Below are 26,758 nucleotides of genomic sequence, written 5' to 3'. Positions count from 1 at the left end.
ACGCGAAGAGTTCCCGTCAAATGTATCCAACTCCAAAGAGTATACCATAGGAACGCCTTGGTTGCAATGAAACCGCGCGGACGAAAGCCCGCGGGATCATCACTGAATATCAGGTTGCTGCAGGATCCGTTCGAGCGCCATGCCCCTGGACCCTTTCAGCAGGATGAGCGGGCGATTCGGAAGCCGCTCCGAAAGCTTCCGGGTGACCGGTGACAGATCCTCCCCGCTCCAGACGAGCCGCCCTTCCGGAAAACGCCCTTCAAGTTTCCGATGAAGCGCCTCCATGCGGGGACCGAACAGGCACACACCGTCGAAGTCGGCCGGATCGAGATCATCGGCAAGCCCTTCGTGTGCCGACTGCTCGAGCGATCCGAGTTCCAGCATATCTCCGAGCACGACCCACTTCTCGCTCCTGAGCTTTGAACTGCGGACAAAGTCGAGTGCCGCCCGGACCGATGCCGGTGCAGCATTGTAGGCATCGTTGATGAACAGCGAGCCGGACGGGCCTTCCACCGTCTGCATGCGCATGCCGGTGAGTGACACGTCCCGGAGCGCCGTACGGATCCGGTCGGGTGAAAGGCCTGCTTCCGTTCCGATGAGGATGGCCGCGAGCGCATTCTTCGCCTGGTGGGCGCCGAGAACCGGGATTTCAAATTCCCCGCTGATCAGGCCGGATGTCCGGAATCTGCTGCCCGACTCGGATGCTTCGACGGACTCAAGCCGGAGCGCACACTCCGGCCCCCTGCCGAACGGTACGGCGGTGCCTTCCGTCAGTTTCCGGGCATGGGGTGCGAGAAGCGGCTCGTCCCCGTCATAGAACAATCTGCCGCCCCGCTGCAGGCCGTCCGTGATTTCAGACTTCGCCTTTGCGATCCCTTCGCGCGAGCCAAGGTCCTGCAGATGCGCTTCGCCGATGTTCGTGATGACAGCGAATGCCGGACGGGCGAGCTCCGACAGGAACGAGATCTCCCCGAAGCCGCTCATCCCCATCTCGAGCACTGCGTACTGCGTGTCTTCCTCAAGAGAAAGGATCGTGAGGGGCAGGCCGAGCTCGTTGTTGAAGTTCCCTTCCGTTTTGCGGACATTGAAATACGGGGACAGAACGCCTGCAACGAGATCTTTCGTCGAAGTCTTGCCGTTGGAGCCCGTGATGCCGATGAACACGGCGTCCAGTTCGTCCCGGTAGCTGCGGGCCATCTGCTGGAGCGCCTGTTCCGGATCCGTTACGAACAGGACCGGCCGGTCTTCCGGTGCACCGGGCACCCCTTCCTGCCAGAGCGTCGCCGAGGCACCTTTTTCAAATGCCTGGCCTGCGAACCGGTGGCCGTCCGCCTGCTCGCCCTTGAACGGGATGAACAGGTCCCCTTCCCTGAGTGTGCGCGTATCAATTGAAGCGCCGGTCACGATGATTTCTTCCCAGCCGGGCCGCGATTCAGCGCCGAGCCAGCGGGCGATTTGTTGAAGTGTCCGTTTCATGAAAGTCTTCCCTCAATTTCTGTCTGTATTCAGCGACTGCTTTTCTGCATGTCGTTCGAGCGCCAGGCGGATCAGCTCTTCGATGAGTTCCGGGTAAGTCATGCCCGTGTGCTGCCAGAGGAGCGGGAACATGCTCGTCGGCGTGAACCCGGGCATCGTATTCACTTCGTTGATGAGCACTTCATTGTCTTTCGTGAGGAAGAAGTCGGCGCGGACAAGACCCGAGCAGTCGAGCACCTTGAACGCCGCTTTTGCCATCCGTTCCATTTCCGTGACGGCAGGTTCGGGGATTTCCGCCGGAATCGTCAGGACCGTGTTGCCGTCCTGATATTTGGATTCATAATCATAGAACTCCGATGCCGAACTGATCTCACCGATGACCGAGCATTTCGGATCATCATTGCCAAGGAGTCCCATTTCGATCTCCCGGCCGTCGACCCCCTGCTCGATGATGACTTTCCGGTCGTACCGGAGGGCTTCCCCGATGGCACGGATGAGTGAAACGCGGTCGGTGGCCCTGGAAATCCCGACGCTTGATCCGAGATTCGCCGGCTTGACGAACACCGGCCAGGACAGCCGCGCCTCCACTTTGGCAAGGATCACGTCCCGGTCGCTTTCCCACTCGCTCCGGATGAAATGGACGAACGGCACCTGGTTCAGGCCGACCGAACCGAACAGCTGCTTCATGACCACCTTGTCCATACCGGCGGCCGATGCGAGCACACCGTTTCCGACGTATGGGAGATCCATGACTTCCAGCAGCCCCTGCACAGTCCCGTCTTCGCCGTTCGGGCCGTGCAGCAGCGGGATGACGACCGGCTGCCCCGGCGCCTCATCGGCAAGCGCCCCGATGCCGTCCGCCAGGCGCGCAGGAGCGGATGTCCCTGCCTCTCCGATCAAGAGATCCGTCACCTGTTCTGCCGGTCCTGCAAGCAGCGGCCCCGGACGCCATTCCCCTTGCGGCGTGATGAACACGGGTGTTACGTCATACTTGGAGAAATCAAGGGCATGCGAGACGGCGCGTGCCGTTGACAGCGACACATCATGCTCCGCCGACTTGCCGCCATATAGAAGAAAAATCCGATTTTTCATGTGGAAACCTCCGTATCTTGGATACTTACAGTGTAGCACGAGCGGCCGGACATGTGACGGGGCGGGCGGATTTTTTCAGGCGGATCACCCCCGGAAGCGGCGGCTGGCGGGGATGATCCGGAACGGACGCCATGCGGCCCGCCAGCCGCCCGCCGGCATGATGAATCGTCAAATCGGGCGCCGAACGAATTGTATGGCGGAATGGAAACATTTCTCTTTCAATCTCGTCCAATAGATTGCAGGAATCCGCGCAATCCGACTTCAGTTGCGGTATAATGGAGCGTATTGGCTCAATCTATTCCAAGAAATTTCAGGTGATATCCATGAAGCTGAACAATCGGCCGTCAGACCGGTTTGACTGGACGCTTGCGTTCATCTTATTGCTGTTTCTGATCATCAGTTCCTTCGCCATCGCATCGGCGCAGACGACCGGACAATATAACCATACGAACTTCGTGCCGGCCCAGATCCGTTGGTATGCCGTCGGCGCCTTCATCATCGCCGTCATGATGTACTTCGATCCGGAGCAATATAAAAAGGCTGCATGGCTCATCTACGGGGCCGGCGTCTTTTCCCTCTTCCTGCTCCACGTCCTGCCGGGCAGCATGGCGCTCGTCGAGCCGCGGAACAACGCAAAAAGCTGGTTCCACCTTCCGATCGGGGACATCCAGCCCGCCGAGTTCATGAAGACGTTCTACATCATCGGAGCGGCCAAGCTGATCACCATGCACAATGAGAAGAATCTCATCCGCACGGTTCAGACGGACCTGATGCTGCTCCTGAAGCTGGCGGGCGTCATGGCCCTTCCGCTGTTTTTCATCTTCAAGCAGCCGGACCTCGGGACCTCGCTCGTCTTCATCGCCATCACGGCCGCGCTGATCCTCGTTTCCGGCATCTCGTGGAAGATCATCACGCCGCTGTTTGCCGGAACCGCCGTGCTCGGCGGCATCGTCATCTGGATGGCGCTGTACATGCAGGAGTTCCTCGTCAAGACAATCGGTTTCAAACAGTATCAGTTCGCCCGCGTTTATTCATGGCTGGACCCGTACACCTACTCGACCGATGAAGGCCGTCACCTGATCACGTCCCTGAATGCGATCGGCTCGGGGCAGATCGGCGGGAAAGGGTTCATGGGCCGGGAAGTGTATGTCCCGGAAGCCCATACCGACTTCATCTTTTCCGTCATCGGTGAAGACTGGGGATTCATCGGTGCGAGCGTCGTCATCTCGCTCTATTTCGTCCTGATCTATCATCTGACGAAAATCACGCTTCAGCTCAAGGATCCGTTCAGCACCTATGTCCTGTCGGGCATCATCGCCATGATCACCTTCCATGTGTTCCAGAACATCGGCATGACGATCCAGCTGCTTCCGATCACGGGGATCCCCCTCCCGCTCATCAGCTATGGAGGGAGCTCGATCATGGGCAACATGCTCGCCCTCGGCCTCGTCTTCAGCATGAAGTTCCACCACCGGACCTACATGTTCAGCGCCGAATCGGAGGATTGAGGCTAAACAGAGGGCTTCGAACATCGCGATGCTTCCCCATCAACCCGCACACATAAAAGCTCCCGCCCTCTCGAAGAGGCGGGAGCTTTTCGCAGTGATCAGGTCGTGCGCGGGTGGGGAACATTTGCGGGCGGGGCAAGGGCTTTGAGCAGTTCCAGGCGGGATTTCGTAATCGTGACGGGGATTCCAAGCGCGGAGATCCGCTCCGCGATCGTCTTGACGTCCTTTTCTTTGGCCATCCGTTCCACCTCTTCCTTCCTGTAGATTCCGACGCAGCATCCGGGGCAAGGTTGCATGGCTGGCATGGTTGATGGATGAATCCGAACCTTATATATATGCCCTTTTATCATACCACCGGGGTCCCCGCTCAAATCTTTCAATTTTGTTACAAAGGTTAACCCGCAGTAAAGGTTTTATTCACGGTTTTGGAATAAGTGCCGGACCCCGTTTGTCACCCTCCCCTCCCGCAGAGTAGAATGGGGTCATCGAAATGTTTTGGAAAGCAGGTCAATGTGAAATGAAAAAAGCCATCATCCTTCTCATGTCCGTCCAGTTCCTCGTCTATCTCGGCTTCGGGATCGTCATTCCCGTCTTGCCGGAAGCCGTGGTCGCGCAGGGGTATGACGAAATGCACGTCGGCGGGCTCCTCACCGTCTATGCACTCGCCTCGTTTTTCACCGCCCCCCTCTGGGGATCGTATTCCGACAGGACCGGGCGCAAAAAACTCATCATGATCGGGCTTGCCGGATTCAGCCTGAGCTTCTTCCTCTTTGCCCTGTTCACCCATTCGCTCCCGATGATGTACCTCTCGCGCATCATCGGCGGACTGTTCTCCGGAGCCCTCTATACGGCCGTCACCGGATTTGTGGCAGATCTGACCGATGAAGAGAACCGGAACAAATACATGGGCTTCCTCGGCATGTCGATCGGGCTCGGATTCATCTTCGGGCCGGCGTTCGGAGGCATCCTCGGTGACTACAGCCTGTCGCTTCCGTTCACCGCATCCGGCACGCTCATCCTCCTGCTCCTCTTCTACGCGGCATTTGTGCTGAAAGAGCCCGTGCGACAGGGTGAAGCGAAGAAGCGGGCCATCATCCCGGAAGGCGCCGCCAGGCTGTGGGGATACAGGGTCCGCTATCTGTTCCTGCTGTCATTCATGGTGACCTTCCTGCTCGCAGGAATCGAAGCGACCTTCCAGCTGTTCAACATCCATAAAATCGACATCACGCCCAAGCAGATCGGCTATCTGTTCATGTTCAGCGGGCTCGTTGATGCCGCCATCCAGGGGGGCGTCGTCCGCAGGGTGAAAAATGGCATGGAAACGAACATCATCATCCTTGCCCAGATGATCACCGCCGCCGGCCTCATCCTCATGCTGTTCACCGGAAGCCTGTTCTGGGCAGGTCTGTCCCTGTGCGTGTTCACCGCCGGCAATGCGCTCGCCCGGACGATCCTCGTCTCGCTCACGACGAAGGAATCCGGCGGCCGGTACGGCACCGCAGCCGGCATGAGCTATTCGATGGACAATATCGGACGGATCGGCGGACCGCTCCTGTTCAGCTGGCTGTTCACCCGTCTGCCGGACGGCGTTTACGGCATATCCGCGGCGCTCGCCGTCCTGTCGATCGTCCTGCTCCTTCTCTACCGAAATTCGGACCGGACACTCCGCAACGCGGAACCTCTGGGCTGAAACAGAATGTTAAATCCCCTGCGGGGCGCTTCGTTGCGCGCCCGCAGGGGATTATTTCATTCATTCAGATGATCCGGTAGCGCCCGCTTCCCTCTTTCTTGGAATGATACATCGCCCGGTCCGCGAGCCGGAGCAATTCCTCGGGCGACATCCGTCCTGGAGCGGAGAGTGCGATGCCCAGGCTCGTCGTGACGAGGATTTCCCGGCCGGTGATCCGCAGCGGGGATTTGAGTGAATCGAGGATCCTTCGGCCTGTTGCCGCAGCTTCATCCGCGTCCCTGCATTCGGCAATCAGGGCGACAAATTCATCTCCGCCGTACCGCGCAACGAGACCGTCCTCAAGGGCCCCTGAAATCCTCACGCCGAATGCCCGGATCACTTCATCCCCTGTTTCATGGCCCCAGTTGTCATTGATCTGCTTGAAATTATCGATATCCATTAAAATGATGGCGAACGGTTCTCCTGCCATCCGGTATCGTTCCAGCCTCTGTTCCAGCCGGTCAAAGAAGAGCCGGCGATTCGGCAAGCCCGTCAGCGGATCATGGTACGCATAATTGTGCAGCAGCTCTTCCTCTTCTTTTTGGCGCGTGATGTCCCGGATGACCAGCACCATATGCAGGAAACGGCCGTCTGAACCGTACACCGCTGACCCGGTCATCTCGGCCCAGACCCAGCCTCTTTCTGCATGGGCAAGCCGGAGACGGAGGGTGAACACACCATTATCAAGGACCGTCCGGTCAAAGGTCTCCCGCAGTCTCGGCTCATCTTCGGGAAAGACAAATTTTTCTCCGCTGGAACTCGACAGTTCGTCAGGCGTGAAGCCGAAAACGGTTTTGATCGAAGGAGACACGTACAGGAAATTCCATCGCTTATCGACGAGAAGGATCAGATCCCGGACATGCTCCGCAATGATCCGGAAACGCCGTTCACTTTCCATGAACTGTCCGACGAGTTTATCCAGTTCCCGCATGTCTTTCAGATGGGCATAACATCCGATCTGCGTCCCGGCATTCATCACCGGCGTGAACTTGAGCAGGCAGCCGACCGGACCGGATATGGAGCACACATCCACCCGGATGTCCCCTTCTGATTCCGAATGCGCGGACCGGAACGCCTTTTCCTCCCGCTCTCCCCATCCTTCTCCGATCACTTCTGCGAACGGGCGACCGTCGAATGATTTTTCCGGTTTCCCGAACAGACGCCCTGCGGCCGGATTTGCGGCCAGAACCGTGCCATCCGCCGACAGCTCGAAGACCGCATCGCTGTTATTCTCAAACAACGCACGGAATTTGGAGCCGCTGAGTTCAAGCCGGCCGTTCAAGAGCGTAGCGGAACGGCGCGCGGCTATCTTTTCCGTAACGTCCCGGACTGTCGCCACGATGTGCGTGCAGGTCCCCTCCTCAAAAAGCGGAACCAGCGTGGTTTCGGAATACCTTGTCTTTCCAAGTTCATCCGGATACTCGTCCGAATAGACAGCGGAAATCCCTGTATCCGCGACTTCTCTATAAAGCGGCTCCAGCAATTGTCCGCGCACATCACCGAGCGCATCGCTGATCGTCCGCCCGATGATCTCTTCATTGATTCCAAGTGTGTTGCGGGCCGTCCGGTTGAAGAATTCGTAAACCATCTTCCCGTCCTCCCGGATGGCCATGACAAACACCATGTCTGTCATCCCATCCACCAGTACACGCTCCGGCAGGTTTCCGTATATTCCCCCCATGATGCGCCCCCCTATCCATAAAGCACAATCTCTTCCATTCAAACAGTATACCGGATGCCGAAACATAACGGGAAAAAAAAGCCGGACAGGCAACCCGGTGGGGTCCTGTCCGGCTGTGAGTCCGGTTGCTCTTTATTTTGCTGCCTGGGGGACATGGCCGTTCTTCGGTGCATGGAGTTCAGGATGGGCCCTGCGGATGACCGACGGTCGGGCAAGCCACAGCACCGCACCGATGAGGGCAGCCGTGGAGATGAGGAGAATCCATTCGGCCGGGAAAAGGTCATACAGAAATCCGTAAAGGACCGTCCCTAGCGGCATCAGCGACATCGCCATCGTTTCCAGGACTGCAAACACCCGTCCTTTATAGTCATCATCCACATTCTTCTGCATCATCACCATGATCGGCGTGTTCACGATGCCGGATGACAAGCCGGAGATCAGCATGATCGTTCCGAAGAATATCGTCATGGGAACATAGGGGATATCGGCGAAAAGCGGAATTGCGACACCGCCCATCGCCAGTCCCATGGAGACGATGCCCCATTTCGAGACGACCAGCGGGTATTTCACTTCTTTCCGGACGCTCAGCCAGATGGACATGAGGAGCGTCCCGACGGCGAGAGCCCCCTCGGTCAGTCCGAAATGTTCGGGGGCGATTTTCAGTTTTTCGATCAGGATGAATGAGTAGCCGACCTGGAAAGCCCCGAACAGGAAGTTGACGATGAGCGCAATCCAGATGACCGCCATGATGACCGGCTGTCTCCTCAAATAGGAGAGCCCTGACTTCATGCTCTGGAGCAACGGCTCTTCCGCCGGCTTCTCGGCTTCACCGCCTGCTTCGGCCTTGCGGTTAAACAGCCGAAAATTCATCGTCGCCTCCAGGATGAGGGCAATCGCCTCCGCAGCCATGAACAAGATGAGGAAAAGATTGATCGAAACGGCGCCGTACAGCAGGCCGCCGACCGCCGGCGCGGCGATCGCGGCAAGCGATATCGACATCTGGTTCAGGGACATCGCTTTCTGGATGCGCGCTTCGTCCACGAGCCCGGTGATTGCCGCAGAGAAGGTGACGCCCGAGAACGACGCGGCGAGGGAGATGACAACGGTCGTGGCATAGATGGCCGGAAGTGACAGTCCGGCCGTCAGACTGACCGCAAGCAGCCCGCCGACCGCAAGCACGATCGCGCCCTGCGAGAGAATCACAATCCTCTTTTTCGGCCAGCGGTCCGCCGCATAGCCGGCAAAGGGGGCTGCAATCGTCCGCGGAAGGATGCTGCAGATCAGGTTCGTCGCAAAGCTCGTCGCAGAACCGGTCAGCTGAAGGATATAGAAACTGATGGCAAACGTGTATACTTGTGCACCAAACGCGGAGATCAGCTTGCTCGTCATGAATGTCCAGATATGATAAGTGGCCCTGCGTAATTTTACCGCCTGCTCCAACCCTTCCACACTCCTTGTTTAATGCGATTGAACCAACGATACCATCTGCCACCGCTCAATTCAACCGTAAGTTTAATTTTATTAAACACATATTCCAAAAAAAATAGCGGTCACAGCCAGCGTCGTGTTCTCATGGATTCGGCATCCAGACGGTCATCCAGATTGCGATGAGCGGGAATTTTCTTCAAGGCATGCCTTTCCGGCTCTTCTGACGGGCGTATGGGCAGGAACCGCGCGGACAGTTTTTCTGCTGTCTGCGTCCACAAATCCAAGGTCGCCTGGTACAGCCGCTGTGCATTGATCATCTTGATCACTCCATTGTTTAATTTAATTAAACCAAGGATAACACGTTCCCACTTCACAGGCAAGCAAAAGTTCAATATAATTAAACAGAAGGATGTGATTGGATTGCCGACACTCGGTGAACGGATCCGTTCGATCCGGAAAGATCAGAAACTGACATTGGACAACCTGGCAGGTGACCGGATGTCGAAAGGCATGCTGTCCCTGATTGAAAACAACAAAGCCAAGCCTTCGATGGAAAGCCTTTCGTATATAGCGGAGCGGCTGGGCGTCTCCCCTTCGGAATTGCTGGAGGAAGTGAGTGTCCAGGAACTGCGTGACCTGTTGGAGAAAACAGAGGACCTTGCCAAGGTGAAGATTTTTGACGAGGCGAAGGCAGTAACGCAGCAGCAGACCGTGGATCTGATCGCGCCCTACGTTGAGCGGCTCGGGACCGGTTATGAGTCGGCCCGGATCCTCGAGCTGTATGCATACGCCCTGCGATACCTGGACAGGGATGGCTGGGAATCCGCCCTTGAGCGGGCGGCGGATATCTATGACAGACTCAACATCACCGCGCGCCGGGCCGCCATCGGACTGGCCCGGGCTCAGGCGCTGTACTCCCGGCACCGGTATGCCGATTCACTTGCCGTCCTTCTCAGGGAACGGAACACAATCGAAAACCGCGCCACCTTCATCGAACCCGTGACGAAGCTTGACTTCGATTACTTCGAAGCCACTCTCCACTACGCAGTCGGGCAGAACGAAGAGGCCTTGCGGGTCATGGAGGAGGCGCTCGCCTTCTCGAAAGAAAAAGGGATGTACTACCGGATGAGCGACTGGTACCGGCTTGCCGCCGTCCATGCCCTGATGACCGGGAACAAAGAGGATTACACCCGTTTCCGGCTCAAACTCCGCCAATACGGCGAATTTGCAGAGGACGATGAAACCACTGGCTTCCTCCGGTTCCTGGACATCCACGAGCTGACCTCCTATGAACATCAATACGCGGAAGCATTGCAGCAGGTTCGGGATGTGGAAAACGAATTGAAGGAGAACGGCCAGGACCTCGACCGTCTGCTCCACTCCCCGTACATGAACATGGAAACCGGAAAGGCGCTTTCCGGCCTCGGCCGGCATGAAGAAGCAGTTGAAAAGCTGCGCAATGTCCAGGTGCCGACCGAGTATATCCACCACCCGATCGACCTGTCCATCTTCCTTGAAGGAGAGGCCTTCCTCGCCGATTCTCTTGCCGGGACCGGTCAAACCGGCGAGGCGGAAGAAGTCATCCGTCATGCATATGAGCAGATCGGACCGCTCATCGACACGCCGTACAAAGAGCATGTCAAAGCAGTGCATGACCGGCTGATCCGGAACTGAATCAAAAGACCGCCCGGCAAGTCCGTTTCTAACGGTTTGCCGGGCGGTCTTTAATTTTCTGGTAAGTGTGTTGCAATTCGATTTGCCTGAGTCGCCTCACTGCCGGGAAGTGTTGCCGTCTTACGCGTCGATCGGCTGTGCATCGACCGAGCCGTTGAAGACATCCCGGTCGAGCTCTTTGTTGACGCTTGCTGCAGTGACGCTTGCGGTCATCGAGCCGCTGACATTGAGCGCCGTGCGGCCCATGTCGATGAGCGGTTCGACGGAGATGAGCACGCCGGCAAGTGCGACCGGCAGGTTCATCGCGGACAGAACGAGAATGGCCGCGAAGGTGGCACCGCCACCGACGCCTGCCACGCCGAACGAGCTGATCGCCGTGATGAGGATGAGCGTGGCGATGAACCCGGGATCAAGCGGATTGATGCCGACGGACGGAGCGATCATGACGGCGAGCATCGCCGGATAAACGCCCGCGCAGCCGTTCTGCCCGATGGACAGTCCGAACGAACCCGCGAAGTTCGCCGTTGCATCCGGAATTCCGAGCCGATCGGTCTGTGTCTTGATATTCAGCGGAAGCGCGCCGGCACTTGAACGGGAAGTAAAGGCGAACAGCAGGGTTTCAGCCGTTTTCTTCACGTAGGTGACCGGATTGAGGCCATTCATCGCAACAATCGCCAGATGAACGAGGAACATGACGATCAGCGCCGCGTATGAAGCCAGGACGAACTTTCCGAGGTTCACGATGGCACCGAAATCGGATGTGGCCACGGTCCGCGACATGATCGCCAGGATGCCGTACGGCGTCAGGCGGAGGATGAGCTTCACGACCCTCATGATGAGGGTATAGATGGCATCAATGCCTTTTTTCACAGTTGCCGCCATTTCCGGCTCCTTGCGCGCGATCCCCATGTAAGCCACGCCGAGGAAGGCCGCGAAGATGACGACGCCGATTGTCGACGTCGGCCGTGCGCCGGTCAGGTCGAGAAACGGGTTGGAAGGAATCAGTTCCGTGATCTGCTGAGGCAGCGTCCGGTCAGCCACATCGGCCGACTGCTGTTCAATGGACAGTCCCCGTTCCGATTCTGCGGAGCCCTGGACGATATCCGAGGCATCCAGGCCGAAGCCTGTTGCCGAGATGATGCCGATCGCTGCGGCAATCGCGGTCGTGCCGATCAGCATGCCGAGCACGAGTGCCGCCGTCTTGCCGAAGTTTTTCCCGGTCGACACTTTCGTAAATGCAGCCAGGATCGAGATGAAGACGAGCGGCATGACGATCATCTGGAGGAACCGGACATATCCGGTTCCGACAATGTTAAACCAGTCCACCGAGCGGGCGAGTGTCTCGGACTCCGCACCGTATACGAGATGCAGCACAACGCCGAACGCCACGCCGAGCCCGAGCCCGGTGAAAACGCGCTTCGAGAAAGAGACGTGCTTCCGGTCCATATAAAAGAGGACGCCGACAAGTGCAGCCAAGATCGCCACATTGAGGATGACCCACCATATATTCATAGTTCATTCTCCCATCATATTTTATCGGCCGGCTGTCCATTTAAGATAAAATCCGATGTCTTTCCGGCATAAGATGCATTCTATGTTTTTATTGCCTATAAGTCAAGTAGGTTTAATCGAGTTATTGCGTTCCGGTTCGTCTTTTTCTCGGCCCTTCGGTATACTATGGGTTATAGAAATAAGCGGTAAGGGAGGGTTCCCGGCCATGACACAAGCAATTACAATCGTGACGGCTACGATTTTCATCTTGAACATCTTCCTCGCCATTGCGCTCATTTTCCTCGAGCGTCGGGATGCGACTTCGACATGGGCCTGGCTGATGGTGCTCTTCTTCATCCCCGTCTTCGGCTTTTTCATCTACCTCCTGTTCGGGCGGCAGCTCCGGAAACGGCATATGTTCCGCTGGGAAGGACGCAACCGGATCGGGATTGAGAAGCTCGTTGATTACCAGACCGAGGCGATCGAAGACGGGACGTTCGAATTCAACCTGGATGATACGGCCCATTACCGGGATATGATCTATCTGCATCTGCGCAACAACCATGCGCTTCTCACCCAGGACAATGACGTGGAGATATTCAACGACGGGGCGGCGAAGTTCGAAGCACTGCTCGCCGACATGGAGCAGGCAAAGGATCATATCCATATCCAGTACTATATCTACCGGATGGACGACCTCGGCCGGCGGATCCTCGACGTCCTGGTGAAGAAGGCAAAACAGGGAGTGAAGGTCCGTGTCCTGTATGACGACATGGGATCACGGGGGCTCCGGAAACGACATTTCCGCGAACTCATCCAGGCAGGCGGCGAAGTGGAGGCGTTCTTCCCCGCTCTCCTCCCCCTCATCAATCCCCGGATGAACTATCGGAACCACCGTAAAATCTCGATCGTCGACGGACGGATCGGCTATATCGGAGGATTCAATGTCGGGGATGAATACCTCGGCCTGAAAAAGAAATTCGGTTATTGGCGGGATACGCATCTGAGGATCGAAGGCAGTGCGCTCCATCCCCTTCAGACCCGGTTCATCCTCGACTGGAACCAGGCATCGGCTTCCCATGACATTGAGTACTCGGACCGCTATTTCCCGGCCATCCCGAGAAAAGGGAATGTCGGCATCCAGATCGTCTCAAGCGGGCCGGACGCGGACTGGGAACAGATCAAGGACGGCTATCTGAAAATGATTAACCTTGCGAAGAAATACATCTATATTCAGACGCCTTATTTCATCCCGGATGCGAGTTTCCTCGATTCACTGCGAATTGCCTGCCTTTCGGGCATCGACGTCCGGATCATGATCCCGAACAAGCCCGATCATATGTTCGTCTACTGGGCGACCTATTCCAACGTGGGCTCGCTCCTGCGTGCCGGAGCGAAGGTCTACATTTACGAGAACGGCTTCATCCATGCGAAAATGATCGTCGTAGACGATGAATTGTCGACTGTCGGGACGGCGAACATCGATGTCCGCAGTTTCAAGCTGAACTTTGAAGTGAACGCATTCATCTATGACCGCGAAGAATCCCACGAGCTCGCCGAGCTGTTCGAGCAGGATATGCGCCTCTGCACGGAACTCACGACCGAGGTGTACCGCTCCAGATCAACGGCGATCAAGGTGAAGGAATCACTGTCCCGGCTCGTGTCGCCCATACTGTAAAGTAAATGCCCGGAAGGCGTACCTTCCGGGCATTCGTCTGTTTGTATTCATTTAGCCGGATCCGCCGGTTCGGGCTCGTGCCGCTGTTTCTGTTTCTGGCCGCCGAGCAGGTATTCTTCGAGCGTCAGGTTTTCGGAGTGGATCTTGGCGGCGAGTTCTTTGCCCACATAGCGGTAATGCCAGGACTCATGCATATAGCCGGTAATGTCTTCCTTGCCCTCCGGGTACCGGAGGATGAAGCCGAACCGGTGGGCGTTGGCGAACAGCCATTTCCCTGCCTCCGTATCACCGAATGAATTCCGCGCCCAGTGCTGTTCCTGATTGGCTTCCCCGATGTCGAACGTCAGCCCCGTCTGGTGCTCGGAGTAACCCGGCCGCGCACTGTACCTGTCGGCAGCCTCCACTCCGTCACGGGCGACATACTGATCGTACAGTTCTTTCTGGCGTTCGAATGTGCGGAACGTGCTGAACGGGGCAAGCTCAAACCCGTCCAGCTTCGCAGCGGCGGCCATTTCATCAAAAGCGGCCCTGGCCTCCGGGTCTTCCCCGGGGGCGAAGTCCGCAGGCAGCGGATATTTCTTGTTGGCGAGCAAAACGCCGTCTATATAGGTCGGCTCGGACGGGAGCGGCCGATCGTCGTCATATTCACCGATACCGGCAAGCGCATCGGACGCGTCATCCTTCTCTTCCGGGACGGGCTGTTCTCCGCCGCCGGATGCCGGGGCCTGATCCTCCTCTGCCGATTGGGGCGGAACAGGACTTTGGTCCGCAGGAGATTTCTCCGTCCCTCCTCCAAGAACGCCCTTCAGTGACACGGCACTCTCCTTCAGATCCCAGTCGTGCGCCCCTGTCCATGCCGCTCCTCCTCCGAGTACGAGGACGGCAATCGCCGAAGCCACGATCCAGCCTTTATTTTTCCGTTTTTTCTTGTTTAGATAATCCACTCTGCGCATCGTAAGGGGCTACCTTCTTTCCTTAATTTCCATTTCTTTATCGTACCACATCCGGGACTTGTTCCGGACTCCTGATTCATATGCTATTCTATTTCCATATGAGATTTTTTGAATGCGGAAGGATGGACCCGATGAATGCACGATGGCTGTCATTGAATTTCTTTGCTTACTTTTTCACCTGGGGCATCTTCCTGCCGTATTGGACCGGCTGGCTCACGACGGTCAAGGGACTGAGCGTGTTTGAAGCCAGTGTCGTGATGGGTACAGGCATGATTGCCCGGGCCCTGTCCACGCTGTTCTTCTTCCCCGCCGCCGCACAGCGGTATCCGCTCACCAAGCTGATGAGGATCTCGATCATCCTGTCCCTCGTCATCGGGCTCTTTTACATTCCCGCCCATTCGTTTGCCATGTTGCTCGCAGTGACGCTTGCCTTCAACACCGTTTATCCGAACCTGCTGCCCGCGATGGAATCCGGCGCCTCCGTGCTGATCCAGTCCGAGCGGATCGATTATGGGCGGAGCCGGGCCTTCGGCTCCCTCGGCTATACGATCGCCCTGCTCGTCATCGGCGGCCTCAATGCCGTCTTCGGCAACGCGGCCATCCTCTGGACGATGTTCGCCGGACTGGCCGTCTTCTATGCCGCTCAGCTCGCCGGCCCGCCCGCCGTGCTGAGCGAGCGCACAGCCGCTACGGGCAAAAGCGGGCGGGGCAGCGCGTTCAGGCAGCTTTTCGGCATGCCGGCCTTTCTGACCGTGCTCGGCATCACCATCCTGCTCCAAGGCGCCCACGCCTCCTACTACAACTACGGATTCATTTATCTCGATGACCTCGGGGTGGCCAGCTTTGCGATCGGCCTGATCCTGAACGTGGCCGTCATCGTGGAAATCGCCTTCTTTGCAAAGGCAGATAAACTGTTCGGCTCCATGAAGGCATCCACCATGTTCCTGATTGCGGCCATCGGTTCCACCGTCCGCTGGCTGCTCATCTTCCTCGTGCCGACGGTCTGGATGTTCACGCTCACCCAGGTGCTCCACGCCGTGTCATTCGGGATTGCCCACTACGCATTCATCCGATACATATCCGGAAAACTGCCGCGGGGTCTGATCGCACCGGCCCAGGGACTGTACGCCGCACTCGGCATGAGCCTCAGCAGCGCGTTCCTCACCCTGCTCGGCGGCTCGCTGTATGAACTGTCTCCCGGACTGGCATTCCTCGGCATGACGATCTGCACGGTCCCGGCCGCAGTGATCGTGCTCCTGACCCGCCGGCGTTTCTCCTATTGATCAAAAAGGACGGACGGGAGGGCGGTTGGTTTCGCACCGGCCGGAAAGGCGCGTACCCAAACTGCTTCCATAGGAAAAGGCAAGAACACGGATCCTCCGCAGTTCTTGCCTTTTTGTATCCTAGAAGAACAGCATCATCACGAGCAGGACGACAAACATCAGGCCGAAGAAACCGGCCAGCATGCTCATCCATTTGGCTTCACGGAACATTCCCCGCTCCCGGAATCCCGAGGCGCGGGCGGTATTTGTGAGCACGAACAGAAGTGAAAGCGACAAGGCGGCTCCGTACATAGCCTGCCGGATGATGAAAATGATCGTGAAGAGGCTGACCACAGCGATCAGGCCGCCGATCACCCACCTTTTCCCTTTGGACATCTGGCTCCCCCTCCCCGAAACGATTGTCTATAAAAAAGAGGCAAACGGCAGGACCCGGGTCACTTCCGTTTGCCAATATCCGATTAAACCGCCGCAAAACCGGCGGAGAATCCGCTCATTCCACTGCTTTTTCCGGGTGCTGGTAGTAGAACTTCCGACCGATATAGGTCTGGATGATGAGAAGCGCCCCGCTGACCGCCCAGTAGAGAGGCAGCGCCGACATCGCCGTGAAGGAGATGAACGTGATCATGATCGGGGACATGTAAATGAACATCTTCATCTGCTTCTGCTGCTGTTCCGGCATCGTCCAGAGTGATACGCGCGCCTGGAAAAGATAAACCGCACCGGCAACAAACGCCATGATCATGTCGGGCGAACCGAGATTGAACCAGAGGAACTGATGGGCTTTGACATCTCCGGAATACAGGATGGAGAAATAGAGGCCCATGATGATCGGCATCTGGATCAGGACCGGCAGACATCCCATGTTCAGCGGGTTGACCCCGTGTTTCTGATAGAGGCCCATCATTTCCTGCTGAAGCTTGAGCTGCTCGTCTTTGTCTTTTGTTTCTTTGATCTTCTTCTGGATCTCGTCCATCTCCGGCTTGAGTGCGTCCATCTTGACCTTCATGGCCTGCTGGCTTTTGTAGTTCTTCAGCATGAGCGGCATGAGAATCAGGCGGATGATGACCGTGATGACGATGATGGCGAGCCCATAATTTCCGTTGAACGCTTCACCTAGCGACTCGAGTGCCCACTCCATCGGCCGGACGAACAGACTGTAGAACGTCCCTTCCTTGTTCTGGACGCTCGAACATCCGCCAAGAAGTGTTGCCGTCGCCACGAGGGTGATGATCAACCCTATGCGTTTATTCAATCGATTCACCTACATCTTTTTCAAACTATAGAGTAGTATACATCAATTGTGACGGACATTTCAATTATGGGCAGGCACTCATTCTTCCGCCGACGGCAGTGCAAAGGTGAAATAGTCAATCTCCTTGCGCTCCCTGAACTGTTTTGGGGTCAGATTCGTATATTTCTTGAACGTCCGGGTGAAGTAGCTTTGATTGCAGAAACTGAACTGTTCTGCAATCGAGGAAATCTTCATGTCCGTGTTCCGGAGGAAATATTGGGATTCCTCGATCTTCCTCATATTAATATAATCGATGAGGGTCAGGCCGGTGTGCTCGCGGAAGATCCGGGAAAGGTGGCTTGTGCTGATATTGAAATGTTCGGCCAGCCGGGCGACTGTCAGATTGGCCTCGATCGAGGCGTCGATATACTCGATCAGCTCGTTGACGACCGGATGAGGAAGTTCCGGTTTCTTCCGCCCTTGCAGGACATGTATGAAAAATTCGACCATATCATTCGTCAGATCCTTGATGGCATTCGTGTCAAACTTCCGTTCCACGATCCTCATACAGGTAATATTGAAGGCCACAGTCCGCTCAACGGTGAATTTCGGCTTGAGGAGGATCCTCGCGACCAGCGCAGAAATGATGATGAAGTAAAAGGATACGTCGCGGTCCGCCCGTTCTCCCCCTGCGATTTCGCAGATCATCTCAACGATTTTGCCGAGGCGCTCCTTTGCCCCCGCCTTATCCCCTTCACCGATACAGGAAAGCAGCTCCTTCTCCAGACGGTAGAAGTCTCCGCTCCTGTCATATGCCCTCATCACTTCGAATTCATCCAGAAAGACCTTGGTCATGTCCTGCAAGCCAGAGTCCATCATCTGTCTCACCCGCTTTCTCATTCATGCTCTGCCTGTAGCTGCTCTGTTTTTCCGGGGGCCAGTACGCGGAGATGTCCGGGGAGGACGGAAACCTCGAGCGGGGTGGCGCCGCATTCGTCACCGTCGATATTGCAGACGAGCCGGCTCGCTGAAGTGACCCGGATCCGCTGCGTCCTGATCGTTTCAACCGCGCCCGCTTCCTGCAATTTACCAAAAAGAAGGGCAGCGGACAACCGGACCAGATTCGGCAATTTCGTGCTTTTGATGACGGTCACGTGCAGGAGGCCGTCATCCGTTTCCGCTTCCGGGGTCATCCGTTCGAACCCGCCGGTCGAGTTGGTCAGCGCAATGAGGAGAAGGGCGGCTTCCCCCGCCCATCTTCCGTGGTCATGGTCGAGCGTCAGTTCATTGCCATCGTCTTCAAGAAGCGCGCGGGCCCCGTGGACCGCATAAGCGAGCGGTCCGAAGGCGGACTTCTGTTCCACCGGCACGCCGGCCACCCCCTCCGCAAGGGCCCCGACGGCAATGATGTTCATAAAATACCTGTCGCCTGCCATCCCGATATCCGTTGCACGCGGAACAAAATCCGGAAACGCCCGGATCGCTTCGTCCGCATCCAGCGGAATGCCGAGCGCACGGGCGAAGTCATTGACCGTCCCGAGCGGGATGAAGGCGAACAAGGGCCTTTCCGGCAGCCCGGCAATCCCGTTGACGGCTTCATTGACCGTTCCGTCACCGCCCGCCGCAACAATGAGCGAAGCGCCGTCACGGGCCGCCTGCAGGGCAAACCGCTCCGCATCACCCGCTTTTTCAGTCAGGCAGACCCGGACGGCATAGCCGGCCCTTCCAATCGCTCTTTCAAGCGGCTCGCGGATCCCGCCCGCTTTTTCCTTGCCTGACGAAGGGTTCAAGATCAAGACAGCCTGTTGTTTCCCCACTGTTTAAACACTCCATTTCCTGCTGTATTTCCTCTATACCCTTCGGCAGGGAAGATTTACACGAGGTTTGCCGTTTTCTCCCTGAATCTGCAGGGCACACCATGCCGGAAAGAGATTTCCTGACCGCTGCGGCCCCGCAGTACACAAAGAAGCCGCCTATCCGGCGCCGGATAGGCGGCTGTCTGGAACGGATTTAGAGATTCTCGGTGCTGATCCGATTCTCATCCGTGACGGTATCCGTGTTTTCCTGTTTGTGTTCCTGATCCGCGTCGGTCCCTCCCAGTTTGGCGCCTTGCCCGCCTGCCGGTTCACCGGTCTCCTTCTTATGATAGAGGCCATCTTCGTCCGGTGCCAGTTTTTTGTTGTCCTGGACTTCCTGGTTGTAGTAATGGACGCTTGTCTGGGCTCCTTCTGCCACCATATCGTTATCCTGGAGGTCATACGGATCCGAGAATCCCGCTTTGGCGTCATCATCACGGTTCAGTTTCTGGGTTTCCATGAACGAATCCACTTTCGTCTTCAGGTTATTGAAGGACACCATCGCCTTGTCGCGATTTTCCTTCTTACTGAAATAGGCATAGGCTCCCGCAGCGAGGCCAGCCAACAATAGATTACGGTTTTTATTTCCCATCTCCATCATCCTCCATGTTTAAATCGGGTGTCGTTAAGTATCCGTATTCGAGTATACCCGTTTAGGAACTTTAAGAAACACTCATCCTCATGTCAACATGCGGAACCCCTTCATCATCGTACGGCTCCGAGATCGAGCCGAATCCGCAAGACTGATAGAACGGCTCGAGATGCTCCTGGGCCTGCAGCCGCACCGGCACGCCCCCCCACTCGTCCCGGATGATCCGCTTCGCCCGCTCGACCAGTTCCCGGGCAAGTCCGTTTCCGCGCCAGGCCATCCTGACGACCACGCGCCCGATCGAAGGCTCCTCGTATCGTTCCCCCGGCGGCAGGATCCGCGAGTAGGCACAGATCTCCCCGTCGTCCGTCCCGATCAGATGGAGCGACTGCCGGTCATGGCCGTCCACCTCCCCGTAGATGCAGCGCTGTTCGACGACGAACACGTCGACGCGCAGCCGGATGATCTCATAAAGCTCGTCCAATGTTAAATCCTGAAAGCGTTTGACTTTCCACTCCATGGAATCCCCCTCTTTCATTTCAATTTGATTACATTATTCCATAAGATATAGTTGAAGGGCGATTTATTTGTTATGCTTGATGAAATAAATTAGAGGTGGGGGAAGCCAATGATCCGTTTGATGACACCGAATGATATCAATACCGTCCGGCAGATTGCGGAAATCAGCCGGCGCCGCTCCTATGAAGAGATCTTGCCTGCCCAGGCTTTGGAATCTTCGCTGAACCGTGACTACTCTCCGCAGATGCTGATGAAGCGGATGGAAAAGACGACGATGCTCATCGCGGAACATGAAGGAAAGCCGGTCGGCTTCGCCAACTTCACCCGGGTTGACGAGGACGGCGATGCCGAACTCACGGCCTTCCACCTGCTTCCCCAATACGCCGGCACCGGATTCGGCGACCGGCTCATCGAAGCCGGCGTCGCCGGCCTGGAAGGAGGGCTCCGGCTGTTCGCTTATGTGGAAGGACCGATCAGCGAAGCCTGCACGTTTTTCGAAGGGTGCGGTTTTGAGCTGGTCGATGAATTCGAAGAGCTGTTTGAAGGGTATCCGACGCTCACTGCACAATATGTCCACTATCTGAAAACACCGGCGCTCGTTTGAGCGGCCGGTGTTTTTTTTTGAGCTCATTTCTGGATCATAGCGGGCGCATCGGCTCACCGAAATGGTCGTCCGCATACGTTTCCGGCTCGACCGGCGGCTTGCGTACAAGGCACATGATTCCCGCAATGTAGAACAGGATGGACGTGAGCGAGATGATCCCCGCCAGGAATCCTCCGACGAGGAACAGGATGCCCGAGAGCTTCGCATTCTTTTTCAGATTAATAACCGCGACCACCGCAAGGACTGTGCTGATGACAAGTGCGACGACGAAGAACCAGCCGAAGCCGACCATCCAGTCAATGACCGCATACATGATGTCAATAATATCCTGGGCATCCGACTGGCTGATGGTCGGATCGTTCCAGATTTCCGCTTCGAACTCTTCCCGGAACGCCGGGTCCGTCGACAGCATTTTCGTGAATCCGTTCATGATGATGACGCCGATGATCCCGAGGACATTAAAAACAATTCCGATGATGCCGAGCACCATTTCACCTGTCCGCTTGAACGGGCGCTGGTAGGCTGATTGATTGTGTTGCATGGACTGAACACCTCTTTTTCTATTGTTCTACTTCATCATACGGCTATCTTAGCATATGGTTTCATCTCCAAGACTAAATTTTTCAAATGGAAGGTTTATGCAAACATTGGCAGGGGTAAACTTCTAACAAATAACCAATGTGGACAGGAGAGATTGAAATGGAGAAAAAATTGATCTTCAACAATGCGGATGCCATGTATGCGATTGCCGGTTCGTCGGTGCTTACAGCCATTTTGATATTGCTGACATTCTGAGGGAGGGTGCCATGACCGACATTCCGAATTCCGACACATAAAAAGCAATCCGTCTGATCAGGGCCGGATTGCTTTTTTGATTTCTCTTTATGCCTTGATGTCATCGTAGTCCGGATACCGCTTGAACGCAGTCACCACATACGAGCAGACAGCCTCCATCTTGTAGCCGTGCTCGCGCGCATGTTCGGCGGCCCGGTCAAGAAGCTGCTTTGCCACCCCTTCGCCTCTGAGCGACGGATCGACGTACGTATGGTCCATGACCATGACATCGCCCATCAGTGTCCACGTGATTTCCGCGTCCTGCTTCCCGTCTTTTTCATGCACAAACGCAAATGCATCGCTTCCGAGATTTTTCAGTTCGAATTCCATCCTGGTCATTGCCCCTTTCAATCGTTTCATTCCGCTGTCCAGGGAGTGCGGGCCGGGTTCTTCGAGGCTTCGGGGACGAATCACGGCTCCCAAAATCGGAGACTGATTCTGACATGTCATTCCTGCCCCGAAGTCATCCGGCCGGCTCCTGATCGGGTATTCCCTGCAAAGGTTTTCCTTTTTTCAGTTTATATGCATCCCGGAAGCTTTGCAATCCGGACGGCCTGCCTTAAACTGGGGACAGACCGTATGCCATACGTAGAAAGGAAGCACATCCCATGTCGCTCATCACCTGGACACAAGTCGTCCTCATTGCCCTTTTTGCGCTGTTTGCGTATATCATCCTGAAGAAAAAAGCCTATTTCCTCATTTCCGGGTTTGCCACGCGGCCTGACGACGAACAGGAAGCGCTGATCGAAAACGGCTATCCGCAGGGGGTCGGAAAACTGTTCCTCCTCCTCGCGGCCGGAATGGCCGCCCTCCAGCTCACCGTGTTTTTCGGCTTCTCTTACACGTTTGAGATTCAGATTGCCTTCCTGTTCATCGTGCTGTTCGGAGGGAGTATCCTGCTCTCCGGAAAAGAAATTCCGAAAAAACGGAAGCGCGCGTTCATCACCTCATCCGTCGTGGCGATGCTCGTGATCGGAGGAATCGGAATCCTGCTCGCGGTGGGATCCAGCCAGCCGGAGCTCACCTTCACCGGGAAGGCCGTGGAGATTTCCGGCATGTACGGGGAAACGATCGGCTACAAGGACATCCGGACAGCCGATCTGCTTGATGAACTGCCCGATATCGCATACAAGGAAAACGGGTTTGCTTTTTCATCATTCGCCAGGGGCTGGTTCAAAACAAGGGATTATGGCTCTGCGCTGCTGTTCGTCGACGATCGTCAGAAACCCGTCCTGTTCCTCGACACCACTGACGGGCCGGTGTTCATCACCGGGGACACCCCGTCCGAAACGAAAGAATGGAAAAAGCAGATAGACGAAAAAACGGATGCACCGGCTGGATAACCGGGCATCCGTTTTTTTGGTCTGATCAGCTGAAGAAGGATTTGGCCTTGTCGATCAGGGTGTTGAAGAAATCTTTGACGCTCTGCCAGAACCCTTCGTCGTTGATCGTTTCCTTGATCTTGTCGCCATATTTGTCGTTCAGTTCCTGTCCGAACTGATTCAGCTTGTCGGACCATTTGCCGAAGTCGATGTCGAGCTGCCGGATCCGGTCCATCAGGTCAATCAGCAGCTGTCGGTCTTCGGGACTCAGCTCGATCTGCAGCTTGTCGAGCTGTTCCTTGACGATCTTCTCGACCTCTTCTTTGGAGGCCGGCTTCTGTTCGGCGATCTGCTGCTTGAGCTCTGTCAGCAGTTCATTCACTTTCTGCTCATCGACGCCCGACTTTTCCGTGAGGTCGGTCGCGACGGACAGTTCATCGTTGGCGACGTCTGTCCGCTCTGTATCCAGTGTTCCTCCGCTCGCTTCGTATGCCTTGTAAATTCCGGCGAGCGCCGAGTGCCCGGTCACCGGCTTCGGTGCGGCCACGTCAACATTCGCATCCTCGATCCCGGCCGTCAGCATGGCGTTCGCATACATGTCGGATGTGACCTGCGTGATGTTCTCCGGCGTGACGATCTGGATGACAAGCCCGCTCCCCTCATCGGTCACGGTGATTTTCGCGGACGAGTACATGCGTGCCCGCGGATTGCTGTCCTTGATGTATTTGCCGAGATCTTCCCCGGAGACCGTGATCTCCTCGGTCTCCGCATTGTCGTCGACGTCCAGGCTCTCTTTTACACTGGCCTTTTCCGCATCCGACAGGTTCGCGCCGTATACGACAATCGGGACTCCGAGCCGCTCATCAACCGGGGTGTCGGCCGATGCAACGGGTGCCGTCAGCATGGAAGCCGCCAATACCAGCACCGCAGGAAATGCCCATTTGTATGTTCGTTTCACCATTAAAATTCCCCTTTCAAATGCAATGCCCTACCCATATGAACGGGCAGGGCAATGAAAAAGTTTCACTTCAGATTGAAAATAAGCTCAATCCCGGCTTTCTTTCAAATACGTCCAGCCGTCCTCCTGCTCGATGCGACGGCTCTTCATCAGCTTGCCGAGGGCACGCTTGAAGGATGCCTTGCTCATGCCGAACATCTCCTCGATCTCTTCGGGCGTGGACTTGTCCCAAAACGGCATCTTGCCGCCGGAACTGTTCAGGTAGCGGAGGACCGTTTCCGCATCATCTCCGATCCGCTCTTCCTTTCTCGGAAGCAGCGATCCGTTGAGCGAGCCGTCTTCCCGGACGCCGATGACCCGGACATCCAGCTCCTGGCCGAGCCTCGGCTCGAACTTCATCTCGGTATGATGGACGAAGATCCGGTACTTCTCCGGCTCCGTCAGCATGAAGGCCCCGACCGGAAGCAGCCGGTATGGACGGGCTTTCAGATTTTTATTGAATATCGATGACGGGGCATCGACAAACTCGTCCATGATCCGCTCCTCTGTGACGAGCCGGCCGAACAGGTTCCCCCCCTTGTCGGTGCGGAGGGTCATGTACAGGCAATCGCCCGGCTTCGGCCAGAGATTGCACAGTTTCGGCATGTCCGCGGGGTTGACGATCACTTCGACCGATGTCCCGATATCGGTCCGGATGCCGTCACGCCCGTCCGTGTCGATCACCTCGGCCCATCCGTACGACCCGATTTCCATCCGAGGGAGGCGGGATGTGGCCGTCAGGTTGCCCCGCCGGTCCGGGTGGACGAACACCTTGACCCTGTCTCCCTCCGCCAGTCCTTCCGGCGCCTCCGAATCATTCATGAGGATTTCGTCTTCCCCGCATGCCAATATCCAGCGGGATCCTTCCCTGCGTTCCGCGACCGCCTCGACGATCCGGCCCGATTCCGCTTGTGCCATCCTCATCTCTCCTTTTCCGTTCCCGTGTTCTCTGCGGGCCTTTCGCCGGCCATCCTTCCGAGCACTTCCGGATGCTCCTCAAGGGTCTCGACGAGTTCGGTGATCCGGTCGATCGCATTCCAGCTCAGATGATGCTCGATCCCTTCAACGTCCCCGTATACGAATTGCTCGTCCACGCCGATGATCCGCAGGAACCGCTCCAGCAGCTCATGGCGGCGGACGAGTTTCCTGCCGAACGCCTCGCCTTTCTCCGTTAATATTAACCCTTTATACCGTTCATAAACTAAGTAGCCTTCCCGGTCGAGCTTGCGGGCCATCTTCGTCACCGAGGAAGGCAGGACTTCCAGCGCCTCGGCGATATCGGATACACGGGCCTCCCCGCTTCCAGCCGACTTCAGCCAGATCTGTTCGATATAGTCTTCCATGCTCGGCGTCGCCATGCCATCAGCCCTTTCCAATCCATGTCCGTCCATTATAGCACGGGAAGGTCGGCGGTTTAAGAAGCCGGCCCGGCGGGTAATTTCCTTGTATAGCAATAATCTTTCATCTCAAATTATGACGGAAAGCAGGTGAATGCCGACATGGGCAAAATTCTTTGGTTTATCATTCTTGCACTCATCGTGTTCTGGGTGCTCGGGCTTGCATTCAAGGTTGCAGGAGGATTGATCCACATCCTGCTTGTCGTAGCCGCAGTTCTGTTCATCATATCGCTCTTCACAGGCCGGAGATCAGCCTGAAGAAAGGGATGCCGCACAGCCGCGGCATCCCTTTTTCATTTCACTTTCGAATAGACGCATGTGTCCCGGACGCCGTCCCCCGAAACGGACAGGGCATCGTTGCGGAGCAGTCCTTCCAGGGAGAAGCCGAGCCGTTCGGGGATTGCCCGGCTCTTCAGATTGAGCGCATCGCAGCGGATCTCCACCCGCCGCGCGCCGAGCGAGTCAAAGGCGAATTCGGTGATCCGCTCAACCGCTTCGGTCATGTACCCCTGCCCTGCATAGCGGCTGTCGATCCAGTATCCGATCTCGAACTTCGGCACGTCCCAGTCGATCCGGTGAAGGCCCGAAGACCCGATGAACGCCCCGTCCTCCTGCCGGTACAGATGCAGACGGAGGTCATTCCGCGTGATGAAGTCGGCGATGGACCGGCGCAGGCTCTCTTCGGTCGAAGCGAGCGTCGGCGCCTCCTTCGCGAAAGGCAGCCATTCTTTGAGTTCCCCATGTGAGTGGGTGAGGGCGTCGCACACATCCGCGGCGTCTTCCAGACGCGGTGCCCGGATGACCAGGCGATCCGAGCGGAATTCATCCGGAAATGCCGGCGGGCCCGACACCGGTGCAGGCTCTACCCGTCCGGATTCCCGGTCGTTCCACTCGACCGGCGTGGTCGTCCCGCTCAGGAAGTCCTCCCGTGTCATCCCGTATGTGACGGCATCATAATACGAGTCTTCCTTCGGCGAGTACCATGCCTTCCGGAGATGGGCCTCCTTCACGAAGCCTGCCCGCTCGAACGTCTTGCGCATCGGGGCATTGTCCTGCCGGGTATGGCCCTCCAGCCGGATCTTCTTGGCCGGCAGGCTGAAGACATAATCGCAGATGAGGAGAAGCGCCCGCCGGCCGTAGCCGTGCCCGCGCGCCCGGTCCGCGATCCGCAGATCGAACATCGGGATTTCATCCTGCATGTCATACAGTTTGACGATTCCGACTTTCTCGCCTTCGTCCGTCTCCACCCAGAAGGTCTTGACCTCATCGGATTCATAGCCGCCCTCGCCGATGGCCTTTTCGATCAGTTCTCTGGCCGGGTGCGGAATTCCGTGGTACGGCCAGCTGTTTTCCGTCATGAAGTGTATGAGTTCTTCCTGTTCCTGCATCGTCCATTCCGTCAGTTTCATCCGATGT

28 protein-coding genes are annotated in these 26,758 nt (G+C 56.6%); 8 read left to right on the top strand and 20 right to left on the bottom strand.

The window, feature by feature from the left end:
* Positions 1 to 99 precede the first annotated feature (99 nt).
* Both B0B07_RS11950 and B0B07_RS11945 read right to left on the bottom strand, forming a co-directional pair.
* Complete coding sequence (locus B0B07_RS11950; RefSeq protein ID WP_076759196.1) at positions 100 to 1,476, bottom strand: UDP-N-acetylmuramoyl-tripeptide--D-alanyl-D-alanine ligase; 1,377 nt, start codon at positions 1,474 to 1,476, stop codon at positions 100 to 102.
* A 12-nt stretch (positions 1,477 to 1,488) separates the two neighbouring features.
* Positions 1,489 to 2,568, bottom strand: coding sequence for a D-alanine--D-alanine ligase (locus B0B07_RS11945; protein ID WP_076759195.1), 1,080 nt, complete (start codon positions 2,566 to 2,568; stop codon positions 1,489 to 1,491).
* 323 nt (positions 2,569 to 2,891) lie between these two features.
* On the opposite strand from B0B07_RS11945, the gene B0B07_RS11940 reads away from it, so the two are divergent.
* Positions 2,892 to 4,076 (top strand): FtsW/RodA/SpoVE family cell cycle protein, encoded by a 1,185-nt coding sequence (locus tag B0B07_RS11940; protein WP_076759307.1) that lies wholly within the window; start codon positions 2,892 to 2,894, stop codon positions 4,074 to 4,076.
* A 98-nt stretch (positions 4,077 to 4,174) separates the two neighbouring features.
* On the opposite strand, the gene B0B07_RS15335 is transcribed toward B0B07_RS11940, so the two are convergent.
* Complete coding sequence (locus B0B07_RS15335; RefSeq protein WP_200805808.1) at positions 4,175 to 4,315, bottom strand: Lmo0850 family protein; 141 nt, start codon at positions 4,313 to 4,315, stop codon at positions 4,175 to 4,177.
* 278 nt (positions 4,316 to 4,593) lie between these two features.
* Between B0B07_RS15335 and B0B07_RS11935 the strand changes: the two genes are divergently transcribed.
* Complete coding sequence (locus B0B07_RS11935; RefSeq protein ID WP_076759194.1) at positions 4,594 to 5,766, top strand: MFS transporter; 1,173 nt, start codon at positions 4,594 to 4,596, stop codon at positions 5,764 to 5,766.
* A 64-nt stretch (positions 5,767 to 5,830) separates the two neighbouring features.
* On the opposite strand, the gene B0B07_RS11930 is transcribed toward B0B07_RS11935, so the two are convergent.
* The 3 genes from B0B07_RS11930 to B0B07_RS15285 all read right to left on the bottom strand — a co-directional run bounded on the left by B0B07_RS11930 (position 5,831) and on the right by B0B07_RS15285 (position 9,231).
* Positions 5,831 to 7,486, bottom strand: a complete 1,656-nt coding sequence (locus B0B07_RS11930; RefSeq protein ID WP_076759192.1) for a sensor domain-containing protein — start codon at positions 7,484 to 7,486, stop codon at positions 5,831 to 5,833.
* A gap of 132 nt (positions 7,487 to 7,618) precedes the next feature.
* Positions 7,619 to 8,926, bottom strand: a complete 1,308-nt coding sequence (locus B0B07_RS11925) for an MFS transporter (protein WP_076759191.1) — start codon at positions 8,924 to 8,926, stop codon at positions 7,619 to 7,621.
* Between the two features lie 110 nt (positions 8,927 to 9,036).
* The gene (locus B0B07_RS15285) at positions 9,037 to 9,231 is read right to left on the bottom strand and encodes a hypothetical protein (RefSeq protein ID WP_076759189.1); all 195 of its coding nucleotides are present in this window, start codon (positions 9,229 to 9,231) and stop codon (positions 9,037 to 9,039) included.
* 103 nt (positions 9,232 to 9,334) lie between these two features.
* Between B0B07_RS15285 and B0B07_RS11915 the strand changes: the two genes are divergently transcribed.
* Positions 9,335 to 10,588, top strand: a complete 1,254-nt coding sequence (locus B0B07_RS11915; RefSeq protein WP_076759188.1) for a helix-turn-helix domain-containing protein — start codon at positions 9,335 to 9,337, stop codon at positions 10,586 to 10,588.
* A 120-nt stretch (positions 10,589 to 10,708) separates the two neighbouring features.
* Here the strand turns inward: B0B07_RS11915 and B0B07_RS11910 are convergent, their stop codons facing one another.
* The gene (locus B0B07_RS11910) at positions 10,709 to 12,100 is read right to left on the bottom strand and encodes an L-cystine transporter (RefSeq protein ID WP_076759186.1); all 1,392 of its coding nucleotides are present in this window, start codon (positions 12,098 to 12,100) and stop codon (positions 10,709 to 10,711) included.
* Between the two features lie 205 nt (positions 12,101 to 12,305).
* Here B0B07_RS11910 and cls point away from each other — a divergent pair, with 205 nt between their 5' ends.
* Positions 12,306 to 13,757, top strand: coding sequence for a cardiolipin synthase (cls, locus tag B0B07_RS11905; protein ID WP_076759185.1), 1,452 nt, complete (start codon positions 12,306 to 12,308; stop codon positions 13,755 to 13,757).
* Between the two features lie 47 nt (positions 13,758 to 13,804).
* On the opposite strand, the gene B0B07_RS11900 is transcribed toward cls, so the two are convergent.
* Positions 13,805 to 14,710: a M15 family metallopeptidase gene (locus B0B07_RS11900; RefSeq protein ID WP_076759183.1), complete on the bottom strand. Its 906-nt coding sequence runs from the start codon at positions 14,708 to 14,710 to the stop codon at positions 13,805 to 13,807.
* A gap of 131 nt (positions 14,711 to 14,841) precedes the next feature.
* Here B0B07_RS11900 and B0B07_RS11895 point away from each other — a divergent pair, with 131 nt between their 5' ends.
* On the top strand, positions 14,842 to 15,993 hold the full coding sequence (locus B0B07_RS11895) for an MFS transporter (protein ID WP_076759182.1): 1,152 nt from the start codon (positions 14,842 to 14,844) through the stop codon (positions 15,991 to 15,993).
* A gap of 120 nt (positions 15,994 to 16,113) precedes the next feature.
* On the opposite strand, the gene B0B07_RS11890 is transcribed toward B0B07_RS11895, so the two are convergent.
* From B0B07_RS11890 to B0B07_RS11865, 6 genes are all read right to left on the bottom strand, one after another.
* The gene (locus tag B0B07_RS11890) at positions 16,114 to 16,368 is read right to left on the bottom strand and encodes a hypothetical protein (RefSeq protein WP_076759181.1); all 255 of its coding nucleotides are present in this window, start codon (positions 16,366 to 16,368) and stop codon (positions 16,114 to 16,116) included.
* Positions 16,369 to 16,483: 115 nt separating this feature from the next.
* Positions 16,484 to 17,245, bottom strand: coding sequence for a membrane protein insertase YidC (gene yidC, locus B0B07_RS11885; RefSeq protein WP_076759179.1), 762 nt, complete (start codon positions 17,243 to 17,245; stop codon positions 16,484 to 16,486).
* A gap of 78 nt (positions 17,246 to 17,323) precedes the next feature.
* Positions 17,324 to 18,100 (bottom strand): helix-turn-helix transcriptional regulator, encoded by a 777-nt coding sequence (locus B0B07_RS11880; protein ID WP_159438445.1) that lies wholly within the window; start codon positions 18,098 to 18,100, stop codon positions 17,324 to 17,326.
* A 20-nt stretch (positions 18,101 to 18,120) separates the two neighbouring features.
* The gene (locus B0B07_RS11875) at positions 18,121 to 19,041 is read right to left on the bottom strand and encodes a diacylglycerol/lipid kinase family protein (RefSeq protein ID WP_076759176.1); all 921 of its coding nucleotides are present in this window, start codon (positions 19,039 to 19,041) and stop codon (positions 18,121 to 18,123) included.
* A gap of 193 nt (positions 19,042 to 19,234) precedes the next feature.
* Positions 19,235 to 19,672: a hypothetical protein gene (locus B0B07_RS11870; protein ID WP_076759174.1), complete on the bottom strand. Its 438-nt coding sequence runs from the start codon at positions 19,670 to 19,672 to the stop codon at positions 19,235 to 19,237.
* Positions 19,673 to 19,742: 70 nt separating this feature from the next.
* Entirely contained in the window at positions 19,743 to 20,189 is a 447-nt protein-coding gene (locus B0B07_RS11865) for a GNAT family N-acetyltransferase (protein ID WP_076759173.1), read from the bottom strand.
* A 108-nt stretch (positions 20,190 to 20,297) separates the two neighbouring features.
* Here B0B07_RS11865 and B0B07_RS11860 point away from each other — a divergent pair, with 108 nt between their 5' ends.
* Positions 20,298 to 20,792 carry a GNAT family N-acetyltransferase gene (locus B0B07_RS11860; RefSeq protein ID WP_076759171.1) on the top strand — a complete coding sequence of 165 codons (495 nt, stop codon included), beginning with the start codon at positions 20,298 to 20,300 and terminating at the stop codon, positions 20,790 to 20,792.
* A gap of 34 nt (positions 20,793 to 20,826) precedes the next feature.
* Here B0B07_RS11860 and B0B07_RS11855 read toward each other — a convergent pair whose 3' ends face one another.
* Together B0B07_RS11855 and B0B07_RS11850 are read right to left on the bottom strand one after the other, a co-directional pair.
* Entirely contained in the window at positions 20,827 to 21,333 is a 507-nt protein-coding gene (locus B0B07_RS11855) for a DUF4064 domain-containing protein (protein ID WP_076759170.1), read from the bottom strand.
* A gap of 341 nt (positions 21,334 to 21,674) precedes the next feature.
* Complete coding sequence (locus tag B0B07_RS11850; protein ID WP_076759168.1) at positions 21,675 to 21,956, bottom strand: GNAT family N-acetyltransferase; 282 nt, start codon at positions 21,954 to 21,956, stop codon at positions 21,675 to 21,677.
* 278 nt (positions 21,957 to 22,234) lie between these two features.
* Here B0B07_RS11850 and B0B07_RS11845 point away from each other — a divergent pair, with 278 nt between their 5' ends.
* Entirely contained in the window at positions 22,235 to 22,969 is a 735-nt protein-coding gene (locus tag B0B07_RS11845; RefSeq protein WP_076759166.1) for a DUF3784 domain-containing protein, read from the top strand.
* Positions 22,970 to 22,994: 25 nt separating this feature from the next.
* Here the strand turns inward: B0B07_RS11845 and B0B07_RS11840 are convergent, their stop codons facing one another.
* The 3 genes from B0B07_RS11840 to mntR form a co-directional block, all read right to left on the bottom strand.
* Complete coding sequence (locus tag B0B07_RS11840; protein ID WP_076759165.1) at positions 22,995 to 23,909, bottom strand: DUF1002 domain-containing protein; 915 nt, start codon at positions 23,907 to 23,909, stop codon at positions 22,995 to 22,997.
* A gap of 84 nt (positions 23,910 to 23,993) precedes the next feature.
* A complete protein-coding gene (locus tag B0B07_RS11835; protein WP_076759163.1) occupies positions 23,994 to 24,863 on the bottom strand; it encodes a CvfB family protein in 870 nt (289 codons plus the stop codon).
* A 2-nt stretch (positions 24,864 to 24,865) separates the two neighbouring features.
* A complete protein-coding gene (gene mntR, locus B0B07_RS11830) occupies positions 24,866 to 25,303 on the bottom strand; it encodes a transcriptional regulator MntR (RefSeq protein WP_076759161.1) in 438 nt (145 codons plus the stop codon).
* A gap of 141 nt (positions 25,304 to 25,444) precedes the next feature.
* Between mntR and B0B07_RS15165 the strand changes: the two genes are divergently transcribed.
* Entirely contained in the window at positions 25,445 to 25,600 is a 156-nt protein-coding gene (locus B0B07_RS15165; RefSeq protein ID WP_200805807.1) for a lmo0937 family membrane protein, read from the top strand.
* Between the two features lie 35 nt (positions 25,601 to 25,635).
* On the opposite strand, the gene B0B07_RS11825 is transcribed toward B0B07_RS15165, so the two are convergent.
* Complete coding sequence (locus tag B0B07_RS11825) at positions 25,636 to 26,751, bottom strand: GNAT family N-acetyltransferase (RefSeq protein ID WP_076759160.1); 1,116 nt, start codon at positions 26,749 to 26,751, stop codon at positions 25,636 to 25,638.
* Positions 26,752 to 26,758: the final 7 nt, after the last annotated feature.

Source organism: Edaphobacillus lindanitolerans (genome assembly GCF_900156305.1).
Taxonomy (GTDB): Bacteria; Bacillota; Bacilli; order Bacillales_A; family Planococcaceae; genus Bhargavaea; species Bhargavaea lindanitolerans.
Note: the sequence above shows the minus strand (reverse complement) of the source record. Positions and strands in the feature narration are given on the sequence as shown.